This is a genomic window from Streptomyces marinisediminis (assembly GCF_026262575.1).
Classification (GTDB): domain Bacteria; phylum Actinomycetota; class Actinomycetes; order Streptomycetales; family Streptomycetaceae; genus Streptomyces; species Streptomyces marinisediminis.
Genome location: NZ_JAPKFL010000001.1, coordinates 66,975 through 92,489 on the forward strand (window position 1 = coordinate 66,975; position 25,515 = coordinate 92,489).

Annotated in this window: 21 protein-coding genes; 12 read left to right on the top strand and 9 right to left on the bottom strand. The window is 74.3% G+C overall.

The features are described 5' to 3' along the window. Position 1: 1 nt before the first annotated feature. The 4 genes from OSB71_RS00310 to mce form a co-directional block, all read right to left on the bottom strand. The gene (locus OSB71_RS00310; protein WP_265942824.1) at positions 2-955 is read right to left on the bottom strand and encodes an ABC transporter ATP-binding protein; all 954 of its coding nucleotides are present in this window, start codon (positions 953-955) and stop codon (positions 2-4) included. A gap of 111 nt (positions 956-1,066) precedes the next feature. Beyond that, the gene (locus OSB71_RS00315; RefSeq protein WP_265942825.1) at positions 1,067-2,011 is read right to left on the bottom strand and encodes a coiled-coil domain-containing protein; all 945 of its coding nucleotides are present in this window, start codon (positions 2,009-2,011) and stop codon (positions 1,067-1,069) included. A gap of 163 nt (positions 2,012-2,174) precedes the next feature. Then, positions 2,175-5,645: a polarized growth protein Scy gene (gene scy / locus OSB71_RS00320; protein WP_265942827.1), complete on the bottom strand. Its 3,471-nt coding sequence runs from the start codon at positions 5,643-5,645 to the stop codon at positions 2,175-2,177. 251 nt (positions 5,646-5,896) lie between these two features. Beyond that, positions 5,897-6,325 (bottom strand): methylmalonyl-CoA epimerase, encoded by a 429-nt coding sequence (mce, locus tag OSB71_RS00325; protein ID WP_265942829.1) that lies wholly within the window; start codon positions 6,323-6,325, stop codon positions 5,897-5,899. 136 nt (positions 6,326-6,461) lie between these two features. Here mce and OSB71_RS00330 point away from each other — a divergent pair, with 136 nt between their 5' ends. Together OSB71_RS00330 and meaB are read left to right on the top strand one after the other, a co-directional pair. Further along, positions 6,462-7,664, top strand: a complete 1,203-nt coding sequence (locus OSB71_RS00330; protein WP_265942831.1) for an acetyl-CoA C-acetyltransferase — start codon at positions 6,462-6,464, stop codon at positions 7,662-7,664. Positions 7,665-7,712: 48 nt separating this feature from the next. Beyond that, the gene (meaB, locus tag OSB71_RS00335; RefSeq protein ID WP_265942833.1) at positions 7,713-8,675 is read left to right on the top strand and encodes a methylmalonyl Co-A mutase-associated GTPase MeaB; all 963 of its coding nucleotides are present in this window, start codon (positions 7,713-7,715) and stop codon (positions 8,673-8,675) included. A 325-nt stretch (positions 8,676-9,000) separates the two neighbouring features. On the opposite strand, the gene OSB71_RS00340 is transcribed toward meaB, so the two are convergent. After that, entirely contained in the window at positions 9,001-9,753 is a 753-nt protein-coding gene (locus OSB71_RS00340; RefSeq protein ID WP_265942835.1) for a PepSY domain-containing protein, read from the bottom strand. Between the two features lie 137 nt (positions 9,754-9,890). Between OSB71_RS00340 and OSB71_RS00345 the strand changes: the two genes are divergently transcribed. Continuing rightward, positions 9,891-10,556: a response regulator transcription factor gene (locus OSB71_RS00345; protein WP_265942837.1), complete on the top strand. Its 666-nt coding sequence runs from the start codon at positions 9,891-9,893 to the stop codon at positions 10,554-10,556. Between the two features lie 28 nt (positions 10,557-10,584). Further along, a complete protein-coding gene (locus OSB71_RS00350) occupies positions 10,585-12,141 on the top strand; it encodes a sensor histidine kinase (protein WP_265943327.1) in 1,557 nt (518 codons plus the stop codon). A 36-nt stretch (positions 12,142-12,177) separates the two neighbouring features. On the opposite strand, the gene OSB71_RS00355 is transcribed toward OSB71_RS00350, so the two are convergent. Next, on the bottom strand, positions 12,178-12,654 hold the full coding sequence (locus OSB71_RS00355; RefSeq protein WP_265942839.1) for a MarR family winged helix-turn-helix transcriptional regulator: 477 nt from the start codon (positions 12,652-12,654) through the stop codon (positions 12,178-12,180). 306 nt (positions 12,655-12,960) lie between these two features. Between OSB71_RS00355 and OSB71_RS00360 the strand changes: the two genes are divergently transcribed. From OSB71_RS00360 to icmA, 7 genes are all read left to right on the top strand, one after another. Further along, complete coding sequence (locus OSB71_RS00360; protein WP_265942841.1) at positions 12,961-13,311, top strand: DUF3817 domain-containing protein; 351 nt, start codon at positions 12,961-12,963, stop codon at positions 13,309-13,311. Continuing rightward, the gene (locus OSB71_RS00365) at positions 13,308-13,598 is read left to right on the top strand and encodes an MTH1187 family thiamine-binding protein (RefSeq protein ID WP_265942843.1); all 291 of its coding nucleotides are present in this window, start codon (positions 13,308-13,310) and stop codon (positions 13,596-13,598) included. The genes OSB71_RS00360 and OSB71_RS00365 overlap by 4 nt, the downstream gene beginning before the upstream one ends. 163 nt (positions 13,599-13,761) lie before the next feature. Next, positions 13,762-15,504 carry a glycosyltransferase family 2 protein gene (locus OSB71_RS00370; RefSeq protein WP_265942845.1) on the top strand — a complete coding sequence of 581 codons (1,743 nt, stop codon included), beginning with the start codon at positions 13,762-13,764 and terminating at the stop codon, positions 15,502-15,504. Positions 15,505-15,506: 2 nt separating this feature from the next. Beyond that, positions 15,507-17,441, top strand: a complete 1,935-nt coding sequence (gene glxA / locus OSB71_RS00375; protein ID WP_265942847.1) for a radical copper oxidase GlxA — start codon at positions 15,507-15,509, stop codon at positions 17,439-17,441. Between the two features lie 253 nt (positions 17,442-17,694). Continuing rightward, the gene (locus tag OSB71_RS00380; RefSeq protein WP_265942850.1) at positions 17,695-18,201 is read left to right on the top strand and encodes a MarR family winged helix-turn-helix transcriptional regulator; all 507 of its coding nucleotides are present in this window, start codon (positions 17,695-17,697) and stop codon (positions 18,199-18,201) included. 150 nt (positions 18,202-18,351) lie between these two features. Then, complete coding sequence (locus OSB71_RS00385; RefSeq protein WP_265942852.1) at positions 18,352-18,690, top strand: DUF3817 domain-containing protein; 339 nt, start codon at positions 18,352-18,354, stop codon at positions 18,688-18,690. 148 nt (positions 18,691-18,838) lie between these two features. Further along, positions 18,839-20,539 (top strand): coenzyme B12-dependent isobutyryl-CoA mutase large subunit, encoded by a 1,701-nt coding sequence (icmA, locus tag OSB71_RS00390; protein ID WP_265942854.1) that lies wholly within the window; start codon positions 18,839-18,841, stop codon positions 20,537-20,539. Between the two features lie 105 nt (positions 20,540-20,644). Here the strand turns inward: icmA and OSB71_RS00395 are convergent, their stop codons facing one another. The 3 genes from OSB71_RS00395 to OSB71_RS00405 all read right to left on the bottom strand — a co-directional run bounded on the left by OSB71_RS00395 (position 20,645) and on the right by OSB71_RS00405 (position 24,137). Continuing rightward, positions 20,645-21,586 (bottom strand): XRE family transcriptional regulator, encoded by a 942-nt coding sequence (locus tag OSB71_RS00395; protein ID WP_265942856.1) that lies wholly within the window; start codon positions 21,584-21,586, stop codon positions 20,645-20,647. Between the two features lie 95 nt (positions 21,587-21,681). Then, positions 21,682-22,881: a S1 family peptidase gene (locus OSB71_RS00400; protein WP_265942858.1), complete on the bottom strand. Its 1,200-nt coding sequence runs from the start codon at positions 22,879-22,881 to the stop codon at positions 21,682-21,684. 662 nt (positions 22,882-23,543) lie between these two features. Continuing rightward, positions 23,544-24,137 (bottom strand): TetR/AcrR family transcriptional regulator, encoded by a 594-nt coding sequence (locus OSB71_RS00405; RefSeq protein ID WP_265942860.1) that lies wholly within the window; start codon positions 24,135-24,137, stop codon positions 23,544-23,546. 136 nt (positions 24,138-24,273) lie between these two features. Between OSB71_RS00405 and OSB71_RS00410 the strand changes: the two genes are divergently transcribed. Continuing rightward, the gene (locus tag OSB71_RS00410) at positions 24,274-25,254 is read left to right on the top strand and encodes a tetratricopeptide repeat protein (protein WP_265942863.1); all 981 of its coding nucleotides are present in this window, start codon (positions 24,274-24,276) and stop codon (positions 25,252-25,254) included. The last annotated feature ends 261 nt before the right edge of the window (positions 25,255-25,515 follow it).

The following is a 25,515-nucleotide window of genomic DNA, read 5'->3' on the forward strand; positions in this document are numbered from 1 at the left end:
GTCACTGCTCCTTCCGGGACGGCTCGGGGCCCCCGGCGGCGCCGGTCGGCGCGTTGTGGGACTGGTACTGCACCGCACCGGCGGTGAGGCGCATGAACGCTTCTTCCAGGGACGCCTGCTGCGGGCTCAGCTCGTGCAGCACGACGCCGTGTGCCGCGGCCAGTTCGCCGACCCGTGCGGCGTCCACGTCGTCCGCCTCCAGCGTGCCGTCACCGCCCGGGGCGACGGTGACGCCCGCTTCGCCGAGCGCGTCGCGCAGGCGCTCCGGCTCGGGGGTGCGAACCCGCACGTAGCTGCGGGAGTTCTCCCTAATGAACTGCGCCATGGAGGTGTCGGCCAGCAGTCTGCCCTGCCCGATGACGATGAGGTGGTCGGCGGTGAGCGCCATCTCGCTCATCAGGTGGCTGGAGACGAACACCGTCTTGCCCTCGGTGGCCAGGTGCCTCATCAGGTCGCGGATCCAGCGGATGCCCTCGGGGTCGAGGCCGTTGACCGGCTCGTCGAACATGAGGATCTTGGGGTCGCCCAGCAGTGCGGCGGCGATGCCCAGCCGCTGGCCCATGCCGAGGGAGAACCCCTTGGGCCGCTTGTTCGCGACCGAGCCCAGCCCCACGAGGTCGAGCACCTCGGGCACCCGGCGTTCGGGGATGCCGTTGGACTGGGCCAGCACGCGCAGGTGGTTGCGGGCCGTCCGCCCGCCGTGCACCGACTTGGCCTCCAGCAGCGCCCCGATGTGGTGCAGCGGGGAGCGCAGGTCCTCGTAGTGCTTGCCGTCGATGCGGACGTCACCGGCCGTCGGCCGGTCCAGGCCGAGCATCATCCGCATGGTGGTGGATTTCCCTGCCCCGTTGGGACCCAGGAAGCCCGTGACAACACCGGGCTGGACCGTGCAGGTGAGCCGGTCCACCGCCGTCGTGCTGCCGTAGCGCTTCGTGAGCCCGTCAAGCTCAATCATGGGCACGACGCTAGACGGTCCGCGTGCCCCCCGCCACACCGGGGGTACGCGGACCGTCCGGCCGCCACGGGACCGGCCGCCGACGGCGTGGCCGGCCACCCGCGCCGGGGCTCAGCGGGACTGCTGCGCCGGGACGTTCTTGCCCGTGCCCTCGTCCTCGTCGGCGGCCTGACCGCCGGAGGCGGCGACGGCCGCGCCGGTGAGCGTGGCCAGCATCTCGCGCACGTTGGTGAGCTGGGCGTTGATGCTGTCGCGGCGGTTGGTGAGGGCGGCCAGCTCGCGCTCGGACTCGCTGCGCACCCGGTCCGCCTTGGCGTTGGCGTCGGCGACGATGTCCTCGGCCTGGCGCTGCGCCGTCTCCACCGTCTGGCGCGCGCGGCGCTCGGCGTCCGTGCGCAGCTTCTCGGCCTCCAGCCGGAGCTGCTCGGCGCGGTGCTCGATCTCGGCCAGCCGCTTCTCGGCCTTCGCCTGCCGCGAGGCGAGGTCGCGCTCGGACTGCTCGCGGCGCTTGGCGAGGTTCGTCTCGAAGTCGGCGGCGGCCTGCGCGGCCTTGGCCCGGGTGTCCTCGAAGAGCGCGTCCGCCTCTTCCCGCTTGGACTGCGCGTCCCGCTCGGCGTCGGAGCGGAGCTGCGCGGCCTCACCCTTGGCCTTGTCGACGATGCGGACGCCCTCGTCCTCCGCCTTGGACTTGCGGTCGGCCGCGAACGCCTCGGCGTCGTCACGCACCTGCTGGGCCGCGCTCTCGGCCAGCTCCCGGTGCTGCTCGGCCGCCCGCCGGGCCTCTTCCCGCAGGTCCTTCGCCTCTTCTTCGGCAAGGCGGAGGATCTTCTCGACGCGGGCGCCGAGACCGGCGTAGGAGGGCTCCGCGTCGTTGACCTGGGCCTGGGCGTGCTGCGTTTCGAGGTGCAGTTCCTCGATCCGCTTTTCCAGCGAGGTGATGCGGGCCAGCGCGCTGTCACGGTCGGCGACGAGCTTGGAGATGCGGTCGTCCACCTGCCCGCGGTCGTAGCCGCGCCGCACGAGCTCGAAGCCGAAGGGGGAGGAAGTGTCGCTCATGGGGTTCCTGTCGAAGAGACCGGTCTGAGGTGAGGTGTCAGACGGAATCCTAGGGGTCAACTCGGCGTGTCATCGAGCGGATGGGCTAATCATGCGATTTGCTGGGAACAATGTGCGCTCTTTCGGGTGGCTTTCGGGGGAAGCCGCGCGGCCTAAGCGGAAGCTAGCCGCGGGACGGCTTTCCGCCCGAACGAGTGCTTCCGGCCCCGGCCCCGGCCTTGACCCCCGCCCGGCCGCCGGCGTCCTTCCCGCCGCCCTTGCCCTTGGCCTCGCCGTCCTTCCCGCCGCCCTTGCCGCCCGCGCCACCGGGTGACTCGAAGGACTCCAGCGCCTCCAGCACGTCCTGGACGCGCGAGATCTCGGCGTTGATGTTCTCCTGACGGCGCACCAGCGTCTGCAGCTCGCGCCGGCCCTCGGCCACGATCCGCTCGGCCTCGGCCCGGGCCTCCGCGCGCAGCCGCTCGGCCTCCCGGTCCGCCGACGCCTTCTTCTGCTCGGCCTCCTTCAGCAGCCCCTCGGCCTTGCGCACCGCGGAGACGCGCACCTTGCTCGCCTCGGACTCCGCGTCCGAGACCAGCTTCGCGGCCTCCTCGCGGGCCTCGGCCAACTGCTCCTCGGCCGCCTTCACCAGCTTGTCGGTGCGCTCGCCCGCCGACTTCATCGCCTCGGCCGCCTCCCGGCGCGCCCGCTCGTGCAGCTCCTCGACCTCGCTCTCCACCCGGGTGCGCAGCTCCTCGGTGCGCTCGCGGATGGCCCCCGCGTCCCGGCGCGCCTCCTCCAGCATGGTGTCGGAGTCCGCCCGGGCCCGCTCCACCAGCTCGCCGCTCTCCGCGCGGGCCTCGGTGACCAGCCGATCGGCCTCCCGGCGGGCGGCGCCGACCAGCGTGTCGGCCTGCTCCTCGGCCTCCGCCGCCGTGCGGACGGACTCCTGGCGCGCCTCGGCCACCAACTGGTCGGCCTGCTCGGCCGCCTCCGTCAGCTTGCGGGAGGACTCCTGGCGGGCCTCGTCGCGCACCCGGTCCGCGTCCGCGCGGGCCTGCTCGTAGTCCGCCTGCGCCGACGTGCGCAGCCGGTCGGCCTCCGCGATCGCGTCGCCCACGGTCCGCTCGGCCAGCGCCTTGGCGGCGTCCGTCTCCTCGCGCGCGTCGCGGCGCACCGCCTCGGCGTCCCGGGCGGCGTCCCGGCGCACCGTGGCGGCCTCCTCGTCGGCCTCCTCGCGCACCGTGCGCGCGGCGTGCTCGGCCGCCGACCGCAGTCCCGCGATCTCCTCCTCGGCCCGCTCCCGCAGCCCCGCGACGGTCTCGCGCACCTGCCGGGCCTTCTCCTCGGCCGCCGCCACGAGTTCGCCGGCGCGCTGCTCGGCCTCCGTCACCAGGCGCTCGGCCTCGGCGTCCGCCTCCTCCGCCCGGCGTCGCGCGGAGGCGAGCAACTCCTCGCCCTGCTCGCGCGCCTGGGTCCGCTCGCGGTGCGCCTCCTCGCGCGCGTCCGCCAGCAGCTCCTCGGCCTCCCGGCGGCGCCGCGTGGCCTCGTCCCGCGCGGCGGCCAGCGCCTCGGCCGCCTCCGCGCCCAGCCGCTCGGCCGCCGCGTCGGCGTCCGCGCGCACCCGGTCGGCCTTCTCCCGCGCCTCCGCGCTCAGGCGCTCGGCCTCCGCCGCGGCCTCGCTGCGCAGCCGCACCGCCAGCTCCTCGGCCTCGACGCGGGAGCGCGCGGCGTCGGACGCCGCCTCCGCGCGGAGTCGTTCGGCCTCCTCCTCGGCCTGCTGCCGGAGCGCGCGGGCGCGTTCGGCGGCCTCGGCGCGCAGCCGCTCCGCCTCCGCGCGGGCCTCCTCGCGCGACTCCGCCGCCTCGGCGCGCGCCCGGGTCAACTCCTCCTCGGCGGCGGCCAGCTTCTCCTCGGCCTCCGCCGTGCGCCGACGCGCCTCCTCGGCCGCTTCGGCCGTCTGCTGCGCCGCCTGCTCCTCGGCCTCCTCGCGCACCCGGCGCCCGGCCCGCTCCGCCTCCGCGCGCGTCTGCCCGGCCTGCTCCTCGGCGTGCGCGCGCAGCTCCTCGGCGTCGGCGCGGGCGCGCTCCAGCAGCTCGTCGGCCTGCCGGCGCAGGGCGGTGGCCCGCTCGATGGCCTCGGTGCGGACCCGCTCGCCCTCGGCCACCGCCGCGCCGCGCGTCTCCTCCGCGTCCGACTTCGCCTGGCTGAGCAGCTCCTCCACCTTGGACGCCGCCTGCTCGATCTGCTGGACGGCGTCCTTGCGGGCCTCGGCGCGCAGCCGCTCGCCCTCCTCGACGGCCTCGGCGCGCAGGTGCTCCGCCTCGTCGCGCAGCCGCCGCGCCTCCTCCTGGAGTTCGACCGTCTTGGCCCGGTACTCCTTGGTGTCGGCCTGCGCGGAGCCCTTCAACTGCTCGGCGGTGTCGTGCGCCTCCGCGCGCAGCCGGTCGGCCTCCTCCTCGGCCTGCCGGCGCAGCCGGTCGGCCTCCTCGGCCGCCGCCTTCGTGGTCGACTGCGCCTCCGCCGAGGCCTTGCCGAGAATCTCCTCGGCGCTGCGCGCCGCCTCCGCGAGCTGCGCGGCCGACTCCTCGGCGGCCGACGCCCGCGCCGTCTCCTTCGCCTCCGCCAGCGCGCGTTCGGCCTCCGCCCGCGCGTCCTCGCGGAGCTGCTCGGCCTCCGCCTTGACCGCCTCCGCCTCCGCGGTGGCCTCACTCACCAGCCGGGCGATCTGCGCCTTCGCCGTCCGGGTGCGCTGCTCGTTCTGCGCCTCGGCGTCCGTGAGCTGCCTGGCCGCCTGCTCCCGGGCGCCCTCCAGCAGCTTGTCCGCCTCGGCGCGGGCGCTGCGCAGGGCCTCGTCGGCCTCCCGCACGCGCTCCTGCGCCCGGCGCGCCGCCTCCGCCGCCTCCCGGCGCGCGGCCTCGCTCTCGGCGGCCGTGGCGCTGCGCAGCCGGTCGGCGTGCTCGGTGGCCTCCTCCGCCTGGGCGGAGGCCGCCGACAGCAGCCGCTCGGCGTCCGCCCGGGCGCGGCGCACGAGCGCCTCCGCCTCGGCGCGGGCGCTCTGGGCCTCCTCCGTGAGCCGGTGCCGGGACTGCTCGGCCAGCCGCTGCGCCTCCGCGCGGGCGGCGTTCAGCGTCTGCTCGGCCTCCGCGCGGCTCTCCTCGGCCAGCCGCCGCGCCTGCGCCTCGCTGCGGGCCCGCAGTTGCTCCGCCCACGCCACGTTCTCGTTGACGTGCGACTCGACGGTGGCCCGGCGCTCGGCCAGCTCCTGGTCGAGCTGCTGGCGGCGCCGCACCGCCTCCGCGTGCAGGTCGGCCTCCAGCCGGGACTGGGCCTCCGCCTGCTCCTGGTGCAACCGCTGCGCCTGGGCCCGCGCCTCCCGCAGCTCCCGGTCCGCGTCCGCGCGCAACTGCTCGGCCTGGAGCTGGGCGTTGCGCAGGAGCTGCTCCGCCTGCCCGGCGAGGTTGTCGTATCCGGCCGGGCGCGTGGCGAGGGTGCGGCGCGCCTCGTGGAGCTTGGCGCGCAGCACTTCGACCTGGTAGCCGAGGTCGTCGGCGTGGTCGACCGCCTTGTCCCGTTCCTTCCGCAGCCGTTCCATCTCGGCCTCGAAACGCGACAGGTGGTCCTCAGGCTCGTCGTAGCGGTCGTAGCCCCGCACTGCGCGGTCCCATCCGTCCCCTGGTCGGTAAGGTGAGCTGGCTGTTCCGTAGGGAACCTCCGAAGAAATGGTGTCAGATCATCCGGGGGACGCGGAACGGGCCGCCCGCCACTCTACCGACTCGCGCCGGTTCTCCGGCGCCGTCCCGCGAGCGCTCGCACGGCGTGGCCCCGCGCGCCGTGACCGGGCCGGTCCGCGGGCGGGGGCGTGCGGGGCGGTCCGGCTCACGGCGCGCGGGGCCGGCGGTGCGGCTACCGGGCGGCCGCGGAGGTCACCAGCTCGGTGAGCACGCCGTGGCAGTCCTTGGGGTGTAGGAAGGTGATGCGCGAGCCCATGGAGCCGGTGCGGGGCTCGTCGTACAGGACGCGCACGCCCTTGTCCCGGATGGCGGCCGCGTCGCCGTCGACGTCGGCGGTGCCGAAGGCGATGTGGTGGACCCCCTGGCCGTTCTTCGCCAGCCACTTGCCGACCGCGGAGTCCTCCCGGGTCGGCTCCAGGAGCTGGAGGTAGGACGACCCGCCGTCGTCCGTCCCGTTGATCCTCAGCATGGCCTCGCGGACGCCCTGCTCCTCGTTGACCTCCGTGTGGAAGACCTCGAAGCCGTACGTGGCCCGGTAGAACTCCACCGTCTTGTCCAGGTCGAAGCAGGCGATCCCGATGTGGTCGATACGCGTCAGCATGGAAACAGGACACCGCCTCGCAGGTGGTTACGCAACGTGCGCACGGTCACACCGACGGACCGGTGACCCGGCCGCATACCGCTCAGTACATTGTCGATTAACCCTCGTTCACTTCCTTCTCCGAAGGGGCCGCAGCATGACTGGCACGACCGGCACCACCTCAGTGATCGTCGCGGGCGCCCGTACGCCCATGGGACGCCTGCTCGGCTCGCTGAAGTCCTTCTCCGGGGCCGACCTGGGCGGCTTCGCGATCAAGGCGGCCCTCGACCGTGCGGGGATCGGCGGCGACCAGGTCCAGTACGTGATCATGGGCCAGGTGCTCCAGGCGGGCGCCGGCCAGATCCCGGCCCGGCAGGCCGCCGTCAAGGCCGGCGTCCCGATGAACGTCCCGGCGCTGACGATCAACAAGGTCTGCCTCTCCGGCCTGGACGCCATCGCACTGGCCGACCAGCTCGTGCGCGCCGGCGAGTTCGACGTCGTCGTGGCCGGCGGCCAGGAGTCGATGACCAACGCGCCGCACCTGCTGCCCAAGTCCCGCGAGGGCTACAAGTACGGGGCCGTGGAGATGCTGGACGCCATGGCCCACGACGGCCTGACCGACTCCTTCGAGAACGTCGCCATGGGCGAGTCCACCGAGAAGCACAACACCCGGCTGGGCATCGACCGCGCGGTGCAGGACGAGATCGCGGCCGCCTCGCACCAGCGGGCCGCCGCCGCCCAGAAGAACGGTCTCTTCGAGGCCGAGATCACCCCGGTGGAGATCCCGCAGCGCAAGGGCGAGCCCGTGGTCTTCAGCCAGGACGAGGGCATCCGCGGCGAGACCACGGCCGAGTCGCTGGGCAAGCTGCGTCCGGCGTTCGCCAAGGACGGGACGATCACCGCGGGCTCCGCCTCCCAGATCTCCGACGGCGCGGCGGCCGTCGTGGTGATGTCCAAGGCCAAGGCCGAGGAGCTGGGCCTGGAGTGGATCGCGGAGATCGGCGCCCACGGCAACGTGGCGGGCCCCGACAACTCCCTGCAGTCCCAGCCCGCCAACGCGATCACGCACGCGCTGGGCAAGCAGGGCCTGGACGTCGCCGACCTGGACCTCATCGAGATCAACGAGGCCTTCGCCGCCGTCGCCCACCAGTCGATGAAGGACCTCCAGGTCGGCCCGGAGAAGGTCAACGTCAACGGCGGCGCCATCGCGCTGGGCCACCCCATCGGCATGTCCGGGGCCCGTATCGTGCTGCACCTGGCCCTGGAGCTGAAGCGGCGCGGTGGCGGCACCGGCGCCGCGGCCCTGTGCGGCGGCGGCGGGCAGGGCGACGCGCTGATCATCAAGGTGCCGGGCAAGTAACCGGACGGTAGGAAACGACCGGCCGACGGAGCGAGGAGCGCGAGGCGCATGGCGGTGGACGTCCCCCAGCTCGTGGAGCAGGCCCGCGCGGGCCGGCCACGGGCGGTGGCCCGGTTGATCTCACTGGTGGAGGGGGCGTCCCCGCAGCTTCGCGAGGTGATGGCCGCGCTCGCACCGCTCACCGGCGGCGCCTACGTCGTCGGGCTCACCGGCGCGCCCGGCGTGGGCAAGTCCACCTCCACCTCGGCGCTGGTCAGCGCCTACCGCAAGACGGGCAAGCGGGTCGGCGTCCTGGCCGTCGACCCGTCCTCGCCCTTCTCCGGCGGCGCGCTGCTCGGCGACCGGGTGCGGATGTCCGACCACGCCTCCGACCCGGGCGTCTACATCCGCTCCATGGCCACCCGCGGCCACCTCGGCGGGCTGGCGTGGGCCGCACCGCAGGCCATCCGCGTCCTGGACGCGGCCGGGTGCGAGGTCATCCTGGTCGAGACGGTCGGCGTCGGGCAGTCCGAGGTGGACATCGCCGGGCAGGCCGACACCTCCGTGGTGCTGCTGGCTCCCGGCATGGGCGACGGCATCCAGGCGGCCAAGGCCGGCATCCTGGAGATCGGCGACCTCTACGTCGTCAACAAGGCCGACCGGGACGGGGCCGACGCCACCGCGCGGGAGCTCAACCACATGCTGGGCCTGGGCGAAGCGCGCGGCCCCGGGGACTGGCGCCCGCCGATCGTCCGGACCGTCGCGGCCCGGGGCGAGGGCGTGGACGAGGTCGTCGAGGCCCTGGAGAAGCACCGCGCCTGGATGGAGGAGCGCGGCGTGCTCGCGGAGCGGCGGCGCCGCAGGGCGGCCCGGGAGGTCGAGACCATCGCCGTGACCGCCCTGCGGGAGCGGATCGCCGACCTGCGCGGTGACCGGCGGCTCGGCGCGCTGGCCGAGCGCATCGTCACCGGCTCCCTCGACCCCTACGCCGCCGCCGACGAGCTGGTCACCGGGGTCACCGAGGGCGCCTGAGCGGCCCCGGCCCGGGACGGCGCCGGGCGTTCCCGCCGCTCCGGGCGGGGTGCCCGGGCGTCCCCGGCGCGGGGCGTGCCTTCGAGGGCACCTGGTGTCGCTGGTTCCGGGGGCCTGTGCTGGGCGGCCCGTTTCCGGCGCTCCGGTCGCGGGTGTCGACGCCGGTGGGGGCGTGCACCGGGCGACCGCTCCCGGCACCGGCTGCGGCACGGGCACCGGTCCGGGCGCGGGGCGGCTGCCCCGGGAGCCGGCGCCGGCCCGGGCGGCCCCGCTCGGGGGTGACGCCGGGCCGGGTGTGCCGCCGCGGGCCGGGGCGGGTGTGCGATCAGTCGTCGTCGCGGTCGTCCCGGTCGTCGTCCGTGGAGTCGTCGTGGTCGTCGTCCGCGTCGTCGCGCCGGTCGTCGTCCGCGTCGTCGTCCCGGGCCCCCTCGTCGTCCCGGTCCGCGTCGTCGTCGCGGTCGTCCGCGTCGTCGCGGTCGTCGGTGTGGTCGGGGGAGACCGTGCCGTCGGTTCGGTCGATGCGGATATCGCCGTCGCCGTCGCCGCCGTCGTCGTCGCCGTCGAGGTCGACCGACCAGAAGGCGCCCGCCAGCTCGATCTCCTCGATCGGGCCCCGGTCCAGCTCGGCCGCGATGCGGGCCGCGCTCGCGAGGTCGACCTCCGCGCCGCGCAGGGCCTGCCGCACCTCTGCGGGGTCGCGGCCGTCGCCGTCGTCGTCGCGGTCGTCGTCCCGGTCGACACCGAGGACGCGGCCGTCGGCGCGGGCCACGTCGACCTCGTGCCAGGTGTCCTCGTCCGCCCCGAGGACGCGGACCTGCCACACCCGGTCGTCCTCCTCCAGCTCCAGGCCGGTGGCCAGGCCCGGTGCCTCGCCCAGGGCCCGTTCGACGGCCTGCCGGGCGTCGGTATCGCCCTGGGCGGCCGCCGGGGCTCCGCCCTCGGCCGGTGCCTGGCCGGCGGCGCTCCGCAGCGGGCGGGAACCGTCCCGGTCGTCGTCGGCCAGGGCCGTGCCCGTGACGACGCCGCCCGCGACGACCCCGGCCGCCGCGAGGGTCGCGATGATCTGGTTGCGCTTCATGGAGTCCTCCCCTGTCGTGGTCGCCGGCCGCGGTACCGTCTCCCCGGCCCGACGACCACGACAGTGCCCCGGTCATGCTGAAGCCGCGCTGAAGGAACCTGAAAACCTCTTCAGGAAGCATCTGCCAGGCTTGCCGCATGCGCGTGCTGATCGTGGAGGACGAGCGTCGGCTCGCCCGCTCACTCGCCCGGGGCCTGACGGCCGAGGGCTTCGCCGTCGACGTGGCGCACGACGGCCGCGAGGGGCTGCACCTGGCCACCGAGCGCGGCTACGACCTGCTGGTGCTGGACATCATGCTGCCCGGTATGAACGGCTACCGCGTCTGCGCGGCCCTGCGCGCCGCCGGGCACGAGACGCCGATCCTCATGCTCACCGCGAAGGACGGCGAGTACGACGAGGCGGAGGGTCTGGACACCGGCGCCGACGACTACCTCACCAAGCCGTTCTCCTACGTCGTCCTGCTCGCCCGCATCCGCGCCCTGCTGCGCCGCCGGGGCACCGGCGCCGCCCCGGTGCTCCGGCTGGGTGACCTCACCGTGGACCGGGCCGCGCGCCGGGTGGCGCGCGGCGGTGCGGAGGTCGCGCTGACGGCGAAGGAGTACGCCGTGCTGGAGCACCTGGCGGTGCGCGCCGGGGAGGTCGCGTCCAAGGCGGAGATCCTGGAGCACGTGTGGGACTTCGCCTACGACGGCGACCCGAACATCGTGGAGGTGTACGTGAGCGCGCTGCGCCGCAAGCTCGGCCCCGGGCTCATCACCACCGTGCGCGGTGCCGGATACCGGCTGGTGCCCGGTGGGGCGTGACGCCCGGGCCGCGGCGCCGCGCCGCCTGCTGGCCTCCGTGCGGGCGAAGGCGACCCTGGGCGCGACCGCCGTCGTCGCCCTGGCCCTCGCCGTGGCGGGCGCGGCCGTGCTGTGGCTGCTGGAGGACAACCTGATCGGCGAGGTCGAGCTGCGGGCCGAGGTGCACGCCCTGGACGTCGCGGGGCAGCTCGCCACCGGGGTCTCGCCAAAGGACGTGGAGTCCTCCGACGGCCCGGTGCAGGTGCTGGACGGGGAGGATCGGGTGCGGGCGGTGAGCGAGGGCCTGGAGGCGGTCGGCGGCACGCCCAGCGCGTCCGTCGACCCCGTCGCCGTCCCGCCGCCCCGGACCGAGCCGACGCGCCCCCCGCCCACGACGGGCGACGACGGCGACGACAGCGACGACGACGGCGACGACGACGCCGACGACGACGCGGACGACGACGCGGGCGACGGGGACGGCGACGGGAACTCGCTGGGCCCCGGCCAGGTGGACGGCGAGGTCGAGTTCACCGGGGGCACCGCGACGGTGGACGGCCAGACGGGTGACTACCGCTTCGCCGTGGCCGAGGTCGAGACGCCGCGCGGCGAACCGCTCACCGTCTACGCGGGCGCGCCCCTGGCGCTCGAACAGGAGGCGGTGGCCACCGTGCGCACCGCGCTGCTGATCGGCGCGCCGCTGCTGCTGCTCGTCGTCGCCGCGACGACCTCGGGCGTCACCGCGCGGGCCCTGCGCCCGGTGGAGGGCATCCGGCGGGGCATGGACGAGATCACCCGCTCCGCCGACCTGAGCCGCCGGGTGCCCGAGCCGCCGGTGCTGGACGAGGTCGGCCGCCTGGCCCGTACGACGAACGGGACGCTGGCCGCGCTGGAGAGCGCGGTGGAGCGGCAGCGCCGGTTCGTGGCCGACGCCTCCCACGAGCTGCGCAGCCCGATCGCCTCGCTGCGCACCCAGTTGGAGGTCGGCGAGGCGCACCCGGAGCTGCTGGACGTCGCCGGCGCCGTGCAGGACACCGTCCGCCTCCAGGCGCTCGCCGCCGACCTGCTGCTCCTCGCCCGCCTCGACGCCGGGGAGCACCCCCAGCGCACGCGCGTCGCGCTGCCCGCGCTGGTGCACGAGGAGCTGGCGCGCCGTCCCGCGGGCCGGGTGCCCGTCACCCGCGGGGAGCTGGCGGACGTGGAGGTCACCGGCTCGCGGGGCCAGCTCGGGCGGGTGCTGGGCAACCTGCTCGACAACGCCCAGCGGCACGCGTCCCGCGTGGTGCGGGTGTCGGTGCGCACGGTGGGCGACGCGGCGGGCCTCGTTGAGCTGGAGGTCGCCGACGACGGCGCCGGGGTGCCGCCGGACCAGCGCGAGCGGGTCTTCGAGCGGTTCGTGCGCCTGGACGACGCGCGCACCCGCGACGAGGGCGGGGCGGGGCTGGGGCTGGCCATCGCCCGCGAGGTGGCCGCCCGCCACGGCGGCACGCTCACCGTCACCGAGGCGGACCTCGGCGGCGCGGCGTTCGTCTGCCGCCTGCCCGCCGCCCGCGAGGCCGCCCGCGAGGCCGCCCGCGACGACGCCCGCGACGACGCCCGCGACGGCTGAGCCCCGGGCGTCCGGGAGCGCGCCGCGCGGGGCGGCCTACGGGCGCCCGTGCCGGGAGCGGAGGTGGGCCGCGACGGGGTCGAGCGCGCGCTGGAGCGCGGCGAGCGCCTCGGGCCCCAGCAGGTCGATGAAGTGCCGCCGCACGGACTCGACGTGGTGCGGGGCGACGTCGAGCATGGTGCGCCAGCCGTGGTCGGTGAGCACCGCGTACAGGCCGCGCTTGTCCGTGTCGCAGTGCTCGCGCCGCACCAGGCCCGCGCTCTCCATCCGGGTGATCTGGTGCGAGAGCCTGCTCTTGGACTGCAGCGTCGCCCCGGCGAGGTCGCTCATGCGCATGCGCCGGTCCGCCGACTCCGAGAGGTTGACGAGGATCTCGTAGTCGTTGATCGTCAGCCCGAACGGCTGGAGGTCCCGCTCCAGCCGGTGCGTCAGGAGCCGGCTGACGTCGAGGTGAGTGCGCCAGGCCCGCTGCTCCTCCTCGGTGAGCCACTGCGGACCGTTGTCGGTGTCCATGGCAGCGACTTTACCGAGCCCCTCCGGCCCGCTTCCGGGCACTCCCGGCATTCCGGCCGCCACCCGGCCGGTCGCGGTGTCGTCCCGGCCCGCGCGGCACCGCTCAGCGCGCTGCCCGGCGGCCGGTGGGGAGCGCGCGGCGCCCCGGCGCACGGGACGGCCGGGGCCCGCCCGGCCGGGGCGTTTGGGGGTGGCGCCGCGTGCCGGACCCACCCCGGGGCCGCGGCGGGGCGGGGGAGTGCCACAATGGACCTCGCTTGTGCATCGCTTCACAAGCTCCCCGTCTCCCGGAAGAGGTCCCGACCCGTGGATGCCAAGACCGCCCAGGCCATGCACCGGCTGCGCCTGGTGTCCCTGCCCGAAGCCCTGTCCTTCCCCGCGCTGCTGATCTTCGGCTCGCTGCTGAGCCGGATCTCCGACGTCGACTTCCTGATGATGCCGCTCGGCATGCTGCACGGTGTGCTGTTCGTGCTCTACGCCGTGTTCCTGCTCGACGTGTGGAACCGGGCGAAGTGGCCGGTGGGGCGCGTCGCCTTCTTCTTCGTCCTCGCGGTGCTGCCCTTCGGCGGCCTCTACGGCGAGCGGGTGCTCAGGCGCGAGGAGCGCGAGCGCGCGACCGCCCCCGACGCCCGGCGCGAAGGTGAGGTCAGCGCGTGATCGTGGCCTTCTCCGTCACCCCCCTCGGCGTCGGCGAGGAGGTGGGGGAGTACGTCGCCGACGCCGTACGGGTGGTGCGCGCCTCGGGCCTGCCCCACCGCACCGACGCCATGTTCACCTCCATCGAGGGCGAGTGGGAGGAGTGCATGGACGTCGTGCGCCGCGCCGTGGCCGCCGTGGAGGCGCGGGCGCCGCGGGTCTCGCTCGTCCTGAAGGCCGACATCCGTGAGGGGGTCACGGATGGACTAGCCCGGAAGGTGGAAAGCGTCGAGCGCCACCTGAGCTGACCGGCCCCGGGCGGCGGTCGCAAAGCCGCTGTCCGCGGCCCCGGAGGACCCGCCCCGCGCGCCAAACCTCGCGGCCGCACCCTCTCCGCCCCGTTCGACACGGCACCGGGTGTCCCTTCTGCTGGGACATGTCGGTGCCGTCGAACGTGCAGTGGAGGGACCCGTGCGGCCGCAGGGCTATGACTACGAGGCCTACAGCCGTCTGGCCGGACCGCTCACCGAGCCGGAGCAGGGCCCCTACCGGGTGCGCTACCGGAGCCTGCTGTCGACCGAACCGCACCGCGTGCGCGCCCTGTTGCTGATGACGGCGGCGCCCGCCCTCTCGGCGGTGCTGCTGCTGTGGCTGGTGTGGCCCACGCACTGGACCGAGCGCACCGGCGCCCCCGGCTACCTGGTGGCCGCCGACTGGGCGATGCTCGGCTGCATCGCGCTGATCGAGCTGTTCCGGCTCGTCAACGTCCTCTCCGTCGCGCACGCGACGATGGTCGCGCGCGACCCCGTGCCGGTGCGGCCCGAACCCGGCACCCGCGTCGCCTTCCTGACCACGTACGTGCCGGGCAAGGAACCGCTGGAGATGGTCCGCGCCACGCTCCGGGCCGCGGTGGCGCTGCGCCACGACGGCCCGCTGGACGTGTGGCTGCTGGACGAGGGCGACGACGCCGCGGCCCGCGCGCTCTGCGCCGAGCTGGGGGTGCGCCACTTCACCCGCCACGGCGTCCCCCAGTGGAACCGGGACACCGGCGTCCACCGCGCCCGGACCAAGCACGGCAACTACAACGCCTGGCTGGCCCGGCACGGGCGCGACTACGACGTCTTCGCCTCCGTGGACACCGACCACGTGCCGCTGCCGAACTACCTGGAGCGCATGCTGGGCTTCTTCCGCGACCCCGACGTCGCCTTCGTCGTCGGGCCGCAGGTGTACGGCAACTACCGCAAGACCGTCACCAAGTTCGCCGAGAGCCAGCAGTTCCTCTTCCACGCCCTCATCCAGCGCGCCGGGAACCGCTACGGCGGGCCCATGTTCGTGGGCACCAACAACGCGGTGCGGGTCAGCGCCGTGCTGCAGATCGGCGGCCTGCGCGACTCCATCACCGAGGACATGGCCACCGGGTTCGAGCTGCACCGCACCCGCAACCCCGGCACCGGGCGGCTGTGGCGCTCGGTCTACACCCCCGACGTGCTCGCGGTGGGGGAGGGCCCGGAGTGCTGGACGGACTTCTTCAGCCAGCAGACGCGCTGGTCCCGCGGCACGTACGAGACGATCCTGCGGCAGTACTGGCGCGGCCCGCACCGCTTCTCGCCGGGCAAGCTCCTCAACTACTCGCTCATGCTCGCCTACTACCCGATGAGCGCCGTCACCTGGCTGCTCGGCGCGCTGAGCTGCACTCTCTTCCTGTGGCTCGGCGCCTCCGGCACGCAGGTGAGCGCCGCGGTGTGGATGATGCTCTACAGCGACGTCGCCGCGCTCCAGATCGGCCTGTACCTGTGGAACCGGCGGCACAACGTCTCCCCGCACGAGCCCGAGGGCTCCGGTGGCCTGGCGGGCATGGCGATGTCGGCCATCTGCGCCCCGATCTACGCCCGCTCGGTGGTCGCCGCCGTCCTGCGCCGCGGCTGCGGCTTCGTCGTCACCCCCAAGGGCGCCACCGCGAGCCCCGACCGGCTCAGCACCTTCCGCGTCCACCTCCTGTGGTGCGGGGTGCTGGGCAGCGGGTTCCTGGCCTCCTTCGCCCTGGGCCACACCCACGTCGCCATGCGCACCTGGACGGTGCTGGCGCTGCTGATCGCGCTCGCGCCGGTGGCGATGTGGAGCCTGTCCGAGTACCGCACCAAGCGCCCGCGTCCGAAACCGCGCGAGGAGCGTGAACCCGCGCTCGTCGCCACGTCCAGCGCCAGTGGGAGCTGACCATGCCCTACCGTCCCAGCAAGCAGTTCAAGAAGACCCTGATAGGCACCGGCGTGACCTGCGTGCTCGCCGGCCTCAACGCCCCGGCCGCCCTCACCTTCGCCCAGGACCGGCTGCACGACTACCGCACGTCCCGGCCGGCCTACATGGCCCGCCACGGCTCCTGGGAGATCATGGACGTCCCCTCCCAGTTCCAGACCAACGCCATCCACGCCGCGCTGCTGCGCACCGGCAAGGTGCTGCTGATCGCCGGCTCGGGCAACAAGCAGGAGCAGTTCGACGCCGGGACGTTCAGCACCATCCTGTGGGACCCGGCCGACAACACCTTCCAGCGCGTGCCCACCCCCGAGGACCTCTTCTGCGCCGGCCACGCCCAGCTCGCCGACGGAAGGCTGCTGGTGGCCGGCGGCACCGGCCGCTACGAGGTGCTGGACGGGGACGTCACGAAGGCCGGCGGCGCCATGCGGGTCAGGAACGAGGACCCGGACCGGCCGCGCACGCTGCCCGAGGGCACCCGCTTCCGCTCCCCGGACGGCCAGGAGTACCGCTCCACCGCCGCCGTGCTCGTCCCGCGCGCGCAGAAGACCGAGGACCCGGAGACGGGCGAGGTCACCGTCACCGCCAGCGAGGCCCAGGTGTTCGTGGAGGCCGAGCGCGAGGGCCCGGAGTACGTCACCGACAAGCCCGCCCAGTACCGGGTCGTCGGCCTGAAGGGCAAGGACGCCGACAACGTCTACGGGCTCGCCGAGAAGATCAACCTCGACAAGCAGGACTTCCAGGGCATCCGCGACTCCTTCGAGTTCGACCCGGTCGCGGAGAAGTACGTCCGCGTCGACCCCATGGCGGAGGCCCGCTGGTACCCGACCCTGGTGACGCTCCCGGACGGCCGCGTGCTGTCGGTCTCCGGGCTGGACGAGGTGGGCGAGATACTCCCGGGCGACAACGAGGTCTACGACCCGGAGGCGAAGTCCTGGTCCACCGCGCCCCACCGCTACTTCCCCACCTACCCCGCCCTCTTCCTCCTCCAGGGCGGCAAGCTGTTCTACTCCGGCTCCAACGCCGGCTACGGACCGGCCGACGAGGGGCGCGTGCCCGGCATCTGGGACCTGTCCGCCAACACCTTCCAGGAGGTCGGCGGCATCAAGGACCCCGACCAACTGGAGACCTCCAGCTCGCTGCTGCTGCCGCCCGCGCAGGACCAGGAGGTCATGGTGCTCGGCGGCGGCGGCGTGGGGGAGTCCGCGAAGTCCACCGCGCGCACCGCGATCGTCGATCTCACCGAGGACAACCCGGCCTACCGCGACGGCCCCGACCTGCCCGAGCCGACGCGCTACCTCAACAGCGTCATCCTCCCCGACGACACCGTCTTCACCACCGGCGGCTCGCGCGACTACCGCGGCCGCGGCGACAGCGACATCCTCGCGGCCCAGATCTACGACCCGGCCGCCGAGGAGTTCACCGAGGCCGCCGCGCCCGAGGTGGGCCGCAACTACCACGCCGAGGCGCTGCTCCTGCCCGACGGCCGGGTGGCCACCTTCGGCTCCGACCCCCTGTTCGCCGACAAGGACAACACCCAGCTCGGCGTCTTCGAAAAGCGCATCGAGGTCTACACGCCCCCCTACCTGCACGGCGGCCGCGCGGAGAACCGGCCGGAGGTCGGCGAGGGGCCACAGCGCCTGGAGCGCGGCGCGGCGGCCACCTTCCGCACCCCGGACGCCTCGCGCATCGCCACGGCGCGGCTGATGCGGCCCAGCGCGGTCACGCACGTCACCGACGTCGAGCAGCGCTCGGTGGCGCTGGGCGTGGAGCGCGGGTCGGGCGAGGTGACGCTGTCCGTGCCGGAGGACCGCTCCCTGACCCCGCCGGGCTGGTACATGCTGTTCGTCACCGACGAGGAGGGCACGCCGTCGGTCGCGAAGTGGGTGCACCTGCCCTGACGCCCCGGCCCCGCGGCGCGCGCCGTCGCGGCCCGGCCCGGCCCGTGCGCCGGGCCGCCGCCGGCGCGCGCCGCGGGGCCCGGCCGCCCGGCCCGGGGGCACACACCCGGTGGCGCGCGCCCGGCGAGCCCGGGGGCACACACCCGGCGAATCCGGCACACCGGGCGGCCGTCCGCCGGTGCGCCCGGGCGGGGACGGACCGGTTCGTGAGACGTGGCTGACCAGCATGTGACTGCCGGGTAGGGTCGACGGCGTGTCCAAGCCGCTGAGCCTGTCCTTCGACCCGATCGCCCGAGCAGACGAGCTGTGGAAGCAGCGCTGGGGCTCGGTACCCGCGATGGCCGCGATCACCTCGATCATGCGCGCGCACCAGATCCTGCTCGCCGAGGTGGACGCGGTCGTCAAGCCCTACGGGCTGACCTTCGCCCGGTACGAGGCCCTGGTGCTGCTGACCTTCTCGCAGCGCGGCGAGCTGCCGATGTCGAAGATCGGCGAGCGGCTCATGGTGCACCCCACGTCCGTCACCAACACCATCGACCGGCTCCAGCGCGCCGGACTCGTCGCCCGCCGACCCAACCCCAACGACGGGCGCGGCACCCTCGCCTCCATCACCGACAAGGGCCGCGAGACCTGCGACGCCGCCACCCGCGACCTGATGGCCATGGACTTCGGCCTGAGCGCCTACGACGCCGAGGAGTGCACCGAGATCTTCGCCCTCCTGCGTCCGCTGCGGCTGGCCGCGCGGGACTTCCGGGAGTAGTCCGGCGGCGGCGCGCCCGGCGCGGAGGGGCACCGTCGGGCACCGCCCCTGCTCCGGTTACGCTCGATGGACGACGCCGCAGTCCGCCCGGGGCCACCCCCGCACCCCGGCCGGCGGGCTGCCCGATGCCCCGATTCGAGGAATGGCCCCGTGAAGCAGAAGGTGCTGACCCGCTACCGGGTGACGGCCTACGTCACCGCGGTGTGGCTGCTGGTGTTCACCGGTTTCATCGTCGCCAAGTACGGCTTCGACACCGGCGACACGATGCTGGTCTCCCAGATCCACGGCGTGCTCTTCATCGTCTACGTGATCTTCGCCTTCGACCTGGGGTCCAAGGCGCGCTGGCCCTTCGGCAAGCTGCTGTGGGTGCTGGTGGCCGGGTGCGTCCCGTTCGCCGCGTTCTTCGTCGAGCGGCAGGTCGCCCGCGAGGTCGCCCCGCTGGTGGAGCCCGAGGACAGCGACGAGCCCCGGGCCCCGGTCGACGCCTGAACCGGCCCTGCCGGAGCCGGACGGGGGCCGCGCCGCGCCGCGCGGCTCCCGGGTCACCCGCCCGCTGACCTGCGCCGCGGGGAACCGGTGCCAGTTCGGGGCGTCCAGCACTGGCCAAATAGTAGGACGTCCTAGTAAATTCGTGGGTATGGACGCTGACGCCATCGCAGAGGGCCGCCTTCGGTGGCAGGCCCGGTACGACGCCGCTCGCAAGCGCGACGCGGACTTCACCACGCTCAGCGGAGACGAGGTCGATCCCGTCTACGGCCCCCGCCCGGGCGACTCCTACGAGGGGTTCGAGCGCATCGGCTGGCCGGGGGAGTACCCCTACACCCGGGGGCTGCACCCCACCGGCTACCGGGGCCGCACCTGGACGATCCGCCAGTTCGCCGGCTTCGGCAACGCCCAGCAGACGAACGAGCGCTACAAGATGATCCTGGAGGCGGGCGGCGGCGGCCTCTCCGTGGCCTTCGACATGCCCACGCTCATGGGCCGCGACTCCGACGACCCGCGCTCGCTCGGCGAGGTCGGCCACTGCGGCGTGGCGATCGACTCGGCGGCCGACATGGAGGTCCTCTTCGGGGGCATCCCGCTGGGCGACGTGACGACGTCCATGACCATCAGCGGTCCGGCCGTGCCCGTCTTCTGCATGTACCTGGTCGCCGCGGAGCGCCAGGGCGTGGACCCGGCGGTGCTCAACGGCACGCTCCAGACGGACATCTTCAAGGAGTACATCGCCCAGAAGGAGTGGCTGTTCCCGCCGGAGCCGCACCTGCGCCTCATCGGTGACCTGATGGAGCACTGCGCGCAGGGCATCCCGGCCTACAAGCCGCTGTCGGTCTCCGGCTACCACATCCGCGAGGCCGGGTCGACGGCCGCCCAGGAGCTGGCCTACACCCTCGCCGACGGCTTCGGCTACGTCGAGCTCGGCCTCTCCCGGGGGCTGGACGTCAACCGGTTCGCACCCGGCCTGTCCTTCTTCTTCGACGCGCACCTGGACTTCTTCGAGGAGATCGCCAAGTTCCGCGCGGCCCGCCGCATCTGGGCGCGCTGGATGCGGGACGTGTACGGGGCCACCAGCGAGAAGGCGCAGTGGCTGCGCTTCCACACGCAGACGGCCGGCGTCTCGCTGACCGCCCAGCAGCCGTACAACAACGTCGTGCGCACGGCGCTGGAGGCCCTGTCCGCGGTGCTCGGCGGCACGAACTCGCTGCACACGAACGCGCTGGACGAGACGCTCGCGCTGCCCTCGGAGCAGGCCGCGGAGATCGCCCTGCGCACGCAGCAGGTGATCATGGAGGAGACCGGGGTCACCAACGTCGCGGACCCGCTCGGCGGCTCCTGGTACGTCGAGCAGCTCACCGACCGCATCGAGGCGGACGCCGAGAAGATCTTCGACCAGATCAAGGAGCGCGGCCTGCGCGCCCACCCCGACGGGCAGCACCCCATCGGCCCGATGACCTCCGGCATCCTGCGCGGCATCGAGGACGGCTGGTTCACCGGCGAGATCGCCGAGGCCGCCTTCCAGTACCAGCGCGCGCTGGAGAAGGACGACAAGAAGGTCGTCGGCGTCAACTGTCACACCGGGTCGGTCACCGGTGACCTGGAGATCCTGCGGGTCAGCCACGAGGTGGAGCGCGACCAGGTGCGGGTGCTGGCCGACCGCAAGGCCGGGCGCGACGACGCCCGGGTGCGCGCGTCGCTGGACGCCATGCTGGCCGCCGCCCGCTCCGACGCCAACATGATCGAGCCGATGCTGGAGGCGGTGCGCGCCGAGGCCACGCTCGGCGAGATCTGCGACGCCCTGCGCGACGAGTGGGGCGTCTACACCGAGCCCGCGGGCTTCTGAGCCGCGCGGGAGCACACCGGGCGCCGGCGGCCGCGACGGGCACCGTCGCGGCCGCCGCCGCGTGCGCGGGCCGCGTGTGGGGGCCGCGTGCACGGGCCGCGGGGCTCACCACGCCGGGGGCAGGTCCGGCCACTCCCAGAGGATGCCGTGCACGCCGATGTGGCACTTGGCCGGCAGCAGGTGCGCGCAGTGCGAGGCGTCCAGCGGGACGGGTCGGGTCTCCCGCGTGTCGGTGTGGAAGTTCTCGCGGTAGGAGCGGTAGCTGCGCGCGGGCAGCGCCGCGGGGTCGAAGTGCACGTGCAGCAGGTACTCGCGCAGGTTGACCCGGGTGCCGCGCTCGTAGCAGTGCTCGACCCCGGCGTCCTCGCCGCCGTCCAGCGTGTAGGAGACGATCGCCGTCTCGTTGCGGACCAGCGGGCGGCCGAAGCGGATCTCGGCGATCAGGTACTGCCGCTCGCCGTCGAACCGGACGTCGCCGAGTTCGCCGCAGCTCACGTGGAGCGCGGGCGGCACGCTCTGCCCGACGGAGTGCGCCACGGTCAGCCGGTCGGCCCCGTCGCGCACCGCGCGCACCACCTGCGTCACGCTCGTCCGGCACAGCCTGCGGTGGGCGTCGAGGTGGATGCTGTCGTGGATGAACAGCGCGTGCAGGTCCGCGTTGAAGCGCTGGAAGGCGTCGCCGAGCAACTGCTCGACCGGGGAGTCGGCACCGTACAGCCGCCGGGAGGCGCGCAGGTCCTGGGTGGTGCCGGGGGCCCGTACGCGCGGGCGCTGGGCCCCCACCAGGGAGGTCAGCGCGCCGGCGGGCTGCCCGAGTATGCCCTCCAGCTCCCGCAGCGCCCGCAGCGACTGGGGCCGCTCGGGCAGGCTGCGGCCGCGCTGCCAGTGGCTGAGCGTCGCCGGGCTGACGCTGATGCCGCGCAGCGCCAGGTGGTCGCAGACCCGCTCCAGGGTCAGGCCGCGCCCCCGCAGCGCGCCGCGGAAGGCGTCCGCGAACGTCGTCGGACGGGGGGCGTCCCCCTGTCGGTCGTGGGGCTCGGACGTCATGGGCTCCTCCGTGACGTGCGGTCCGGCCGCGGAACGCGCCGCGGGGGGCGGCCCGCGCCGTGCGCGGACCGCCCCCTTGTCGCCGGAGGTGTTGATCAGTTGGTGTTGAGGGTGAGGCCGTAGTACCGCAGGGTGTCGTCCAGCGGCTGGAAGTACGAGGAGCCAGAAGCGTAGACGCTACCGCTGCACCGCTGGTTGAGGGGGCCGCCCGAGGTCATGCCCTGGGCCTGGTTGCCGGAGATGTAGGCACCGCCGCTGTCCCCGCCCTCGGTGCACACCGAGGAGGAGCCGAGCCCGGTCACCACGGTGTCGGGGCCGCCCGAGCGGTCGACGTAGGTGACGGTCTTGTTGTAGGAGCTGATCTTGCCGCAGGTCCAGCCGGTGGTGGCGCCGGACTTGCAGACGGTCGAGCCCACGCTCGCGCGCTGGCCGCCGCGCACCGCGACGGGCTGGCTGTTGCCCCAGGTGCCGACCGCGGTGGCGATGGAGTCGCCGCGGTCCACGCGCGCCACGCCCATGTCCACGCTGCGGGTGCCGAGCCTGAAGCGGGTGTGGTCACCGACGGCGAACCGGCTGCCGTCGAAGTACAGCCCGGTGCCCGGGTCGATGCAGTGCCCGGCGCTGACCAGGTACTGGTTGCCGCTGCGGTCGCGGGCGCCGAAGCCCACCGAGCAGTAGCCGGGGTTGTTGTTCGGGTTCATCTTGCTGCCCGGGTAGACCGTCGTCTGCGGGGCGAGCTGCTCGTCGGTCCGCACGGTGCGCACGGCGTCGCCGAACTTCTCGGCCTTCTTCAAGAACGCCTGGGTGGCCGGGTCGCTGGTGTCGCGGACCTCGACGGTGACGGCGTCGTGGGCGAGGTCCACGCCGAAGGAGGTGACGCCCGAGGGCACCCGGTCGGTCGCCGCCTTGTTTAGCGTGTTCATGACACGTTCGAGCACGTCGTCGCCGTGCTCGGGTATCTGGCCGTCGAGCCCGGCCTTCTCGACCTGCGCCTTCGCGGCCGCGTCGGCCACGTTGACGACCAGGTCGCCCTGCTCGTCGAAGAAGGCGCCCGCGGTGTCCAGACCCTTCTTCTCCAGCGTCGCCAGCGTGTCCTGCTGCTGTGCCTGGTCGTCCAGCAGGGCGATGGCGTCCTTCTCCTCGACGTCGAGCGACGTCGCGAGGGCCGTGACCATCTCCGGCTGGTAGCGCGGGGTCTCGGCGGACGGCGTGGCCTGGGCCGTGACCGGACCGGTCACCGACAGCACCGCTGCCGCCGCGACGCAGGCGAGGACATGCTTCTTGGAGAGTCTCAACGCATACTCCTTCAGGTGGCAGACCGGGGCCCTCTGGGGGGTTGAACGCATGCTGAAAGAGGGGGGCATGCGGGGGTTGGCCACGGTCTGGCGGAAACCAGTGCGAATGGCTTCCGCGGCTGAGACTCTGCTCGTTCGCACATTCGCGCCGCGAGGTTCCGGCACGCTCCGGTTTTTTACAAAGAACCGGCAACCTGTTGACGTCCGAGGGCAGCGCGGGGGGACGCGGGAGCGGCGACCGGCCGCAGGGCCCGGCGGGACATCGTCCGCTGACGTGCTCTCAGCACGCGCGGAACCTTCTCCTCCGGGTGGGTTCGCCGGAAGGCTTGTGGTGGAGCGGCGCCGTCGGTGGGGCACGGACGACGCCCGCGGCCGCCGGGGCCCACCGGCCCCGCGGGCCCGTCCCGCCTCCGCCCGCCGGCCCCCGCGCGCCCCGGTGTTCGCCATTGCACGGCCTTTCGCTCCGGCTCCGGGCGGCCGGCGCGGCCGTTCGGCGCCGGGCTCGGGGCGGGGCGGGGGCCGCGCGGGACCGCCGCGTGCCCGGACGCCTGCCCGGGCGCCCGCCGCCGGACCGTGTGCGGGGCGGGCGCGGGGGCCGCGTGGGGCGGCGGTCGCGTGCGGGCGGGGCGGGCGGGGCGGGCGCCCGGTGACGCGCGGCGCGGCTACGCGAGGTCGGGCAGGCCGCGCAGGAGGAGGGTGGTGAAGCGGGCGGCCCAGGCGGGGTCCACCGGTTCGGCGCTCACCAGGCTGCGGTGGAGCACGGCGCCGGCGATGACGTCGAAGGCGAGGTCGACGACGCGGGCGCTCTCGGCCGCGTCGAGGCCGTCGGGCGGCAGTTCTCCGCGCGCCTGTGCCCGGGCCCGGCCCTCCCGCACCAGGCGCTTCTGCCGGTCGACGATCGCCCCGCGGACGCGGTCGCGCAGCCGGGGGTCGGTGGTGGACTCGGCGACGAGCGCCATGAGCGAGGTCTTCGTCTCCGGCCGGGCCAGCAGGGCGGCGAAGGAGAGCACGACGCCCTCGACGTCGGCGGCGAGGCTGCCGCGGTCCGGCAGCTCCAGCTCGTCGAAGAGCACGGCGACGGCGTCCACGACCAGGTCGCTCTTGCTGCCCCAGCGCCGGTACAGCGTGGTCTTCGCCACACCGGCGCGGGCCGCGACCTCGGCCATCGTCAGCCCCGACCAGCCCGTCTCCACCAGCGCGGCGCGGGTGGCGAGGAGGATCGCCGCGTCGGCGGCGGTGCTGCGGGGGCGGGCCATGGCGTGACCCTACCGCCGTCCCGAGTTACGCTACGAGCCGTAGCGTAATCCGGAGGCGGATCACGCTCCGCGCGACAACCACACGCCGGGTGGGGACCCGGCACACAACACCGCGGGAAAGGGGGAGACTGTTCTCATGCAGCCACGCAACATGTCCATGAGCGGTGTGGTCGACCTCGCCGCGGTGAAGTCGGCCGGTGAGGCCAAGCAGAAGGCGGAGGAGGCCCGCGCCCAGCGGGCGGCGTCCGCAGGTCAGCCGGGGGGCGCGCCCGCCGGCACGGGACAGGTGATCGTCGACGTCGACGAGGCCACCTTCGAGACCGAGGTGCTCCAGCGTTCCGCTGAGGCCCCGGTGGTGATCCAGTTCTGGGCCGAGTGGTGCGGCCCGTGCAAGCAGCTCATCCCCGTCCTGGAGAAGCTGGCCCGGGAGTTCGCGGGCCGGTTCGTGTTCGCCAAGATCGACGTCGACCAGAACCAGGCGCTCGCCCAGCAGTTCGGCGTGCAGGGCGTTCCGGCGGTCTTCGCGGTGATCGCGGGGCAGGCGCTGCCGCTGTTCCAGGGTGCGGCGCCGGAGGCGCAGGTCCGCCAGGTGATGGACCAGCTCGTCGACGCGGCCAAGCAGCAGTTCGGCATCGAGGGCGCACCCGTGGACCCCGGTGCCGAGGGCGAGGCGGTCGAGGAGCGCCCCGCGCCCGAGCCCCCGGTCGACCCGGCGCTGGCCGCCGCCCACTCCGCCCTGGACGCGGGCGACCTGGGCGGCGCGGTGCAGGCGTACAAGAACGTGCTCTCCGACAACCCGGGGAACGCGGAGGCGAAGCTGGGGCTGGCCCAGGCCGAACTCCTCGGCCGCGTGCAGGGGCTGGACGCCACCGAGGTGCGCCGGGACGCCGCGGACCGCCCGGACGACGTCCCGGCGCAGTTGCGCGCCGCCGACCTCGACCTGGTCGGCGGCCACGTCGAGGACGCGTTCGGGCGCCTGGTGGAGACGGTGCGCCGCACCGCCGGGGACGACCGCGAGGCCGCCCGCGTCCGCCTGCTGGAGCTGTTCGAGGTGATCGGGGTGGAGGACCCGCGGGTGATCGCCGCCCGCGGTGCCCTGGCCCGGGTCCTGTTCTGACGGCTCCCGTCGGCTGACCGCTCCCGCGCGGTTCCGCGCCGCCCCGGCGGCCGGAACCCGCCGATCTGGCCGGAACGACACTACCTATTGACATAGCGACAAACAGCGGCCGCGCTTTGCCAAAACTTGGCAATCGCGGCCGCTGTTACTTGCGGTAAATCGATCAACGCCGATCGTTCGGAACCCGCCCGGCAAATCCCCCCGAAGCACCGCGAATCGCCGAGTGCGGTACGTCACCGCCGGTACCCGCCGGGGGCGCGG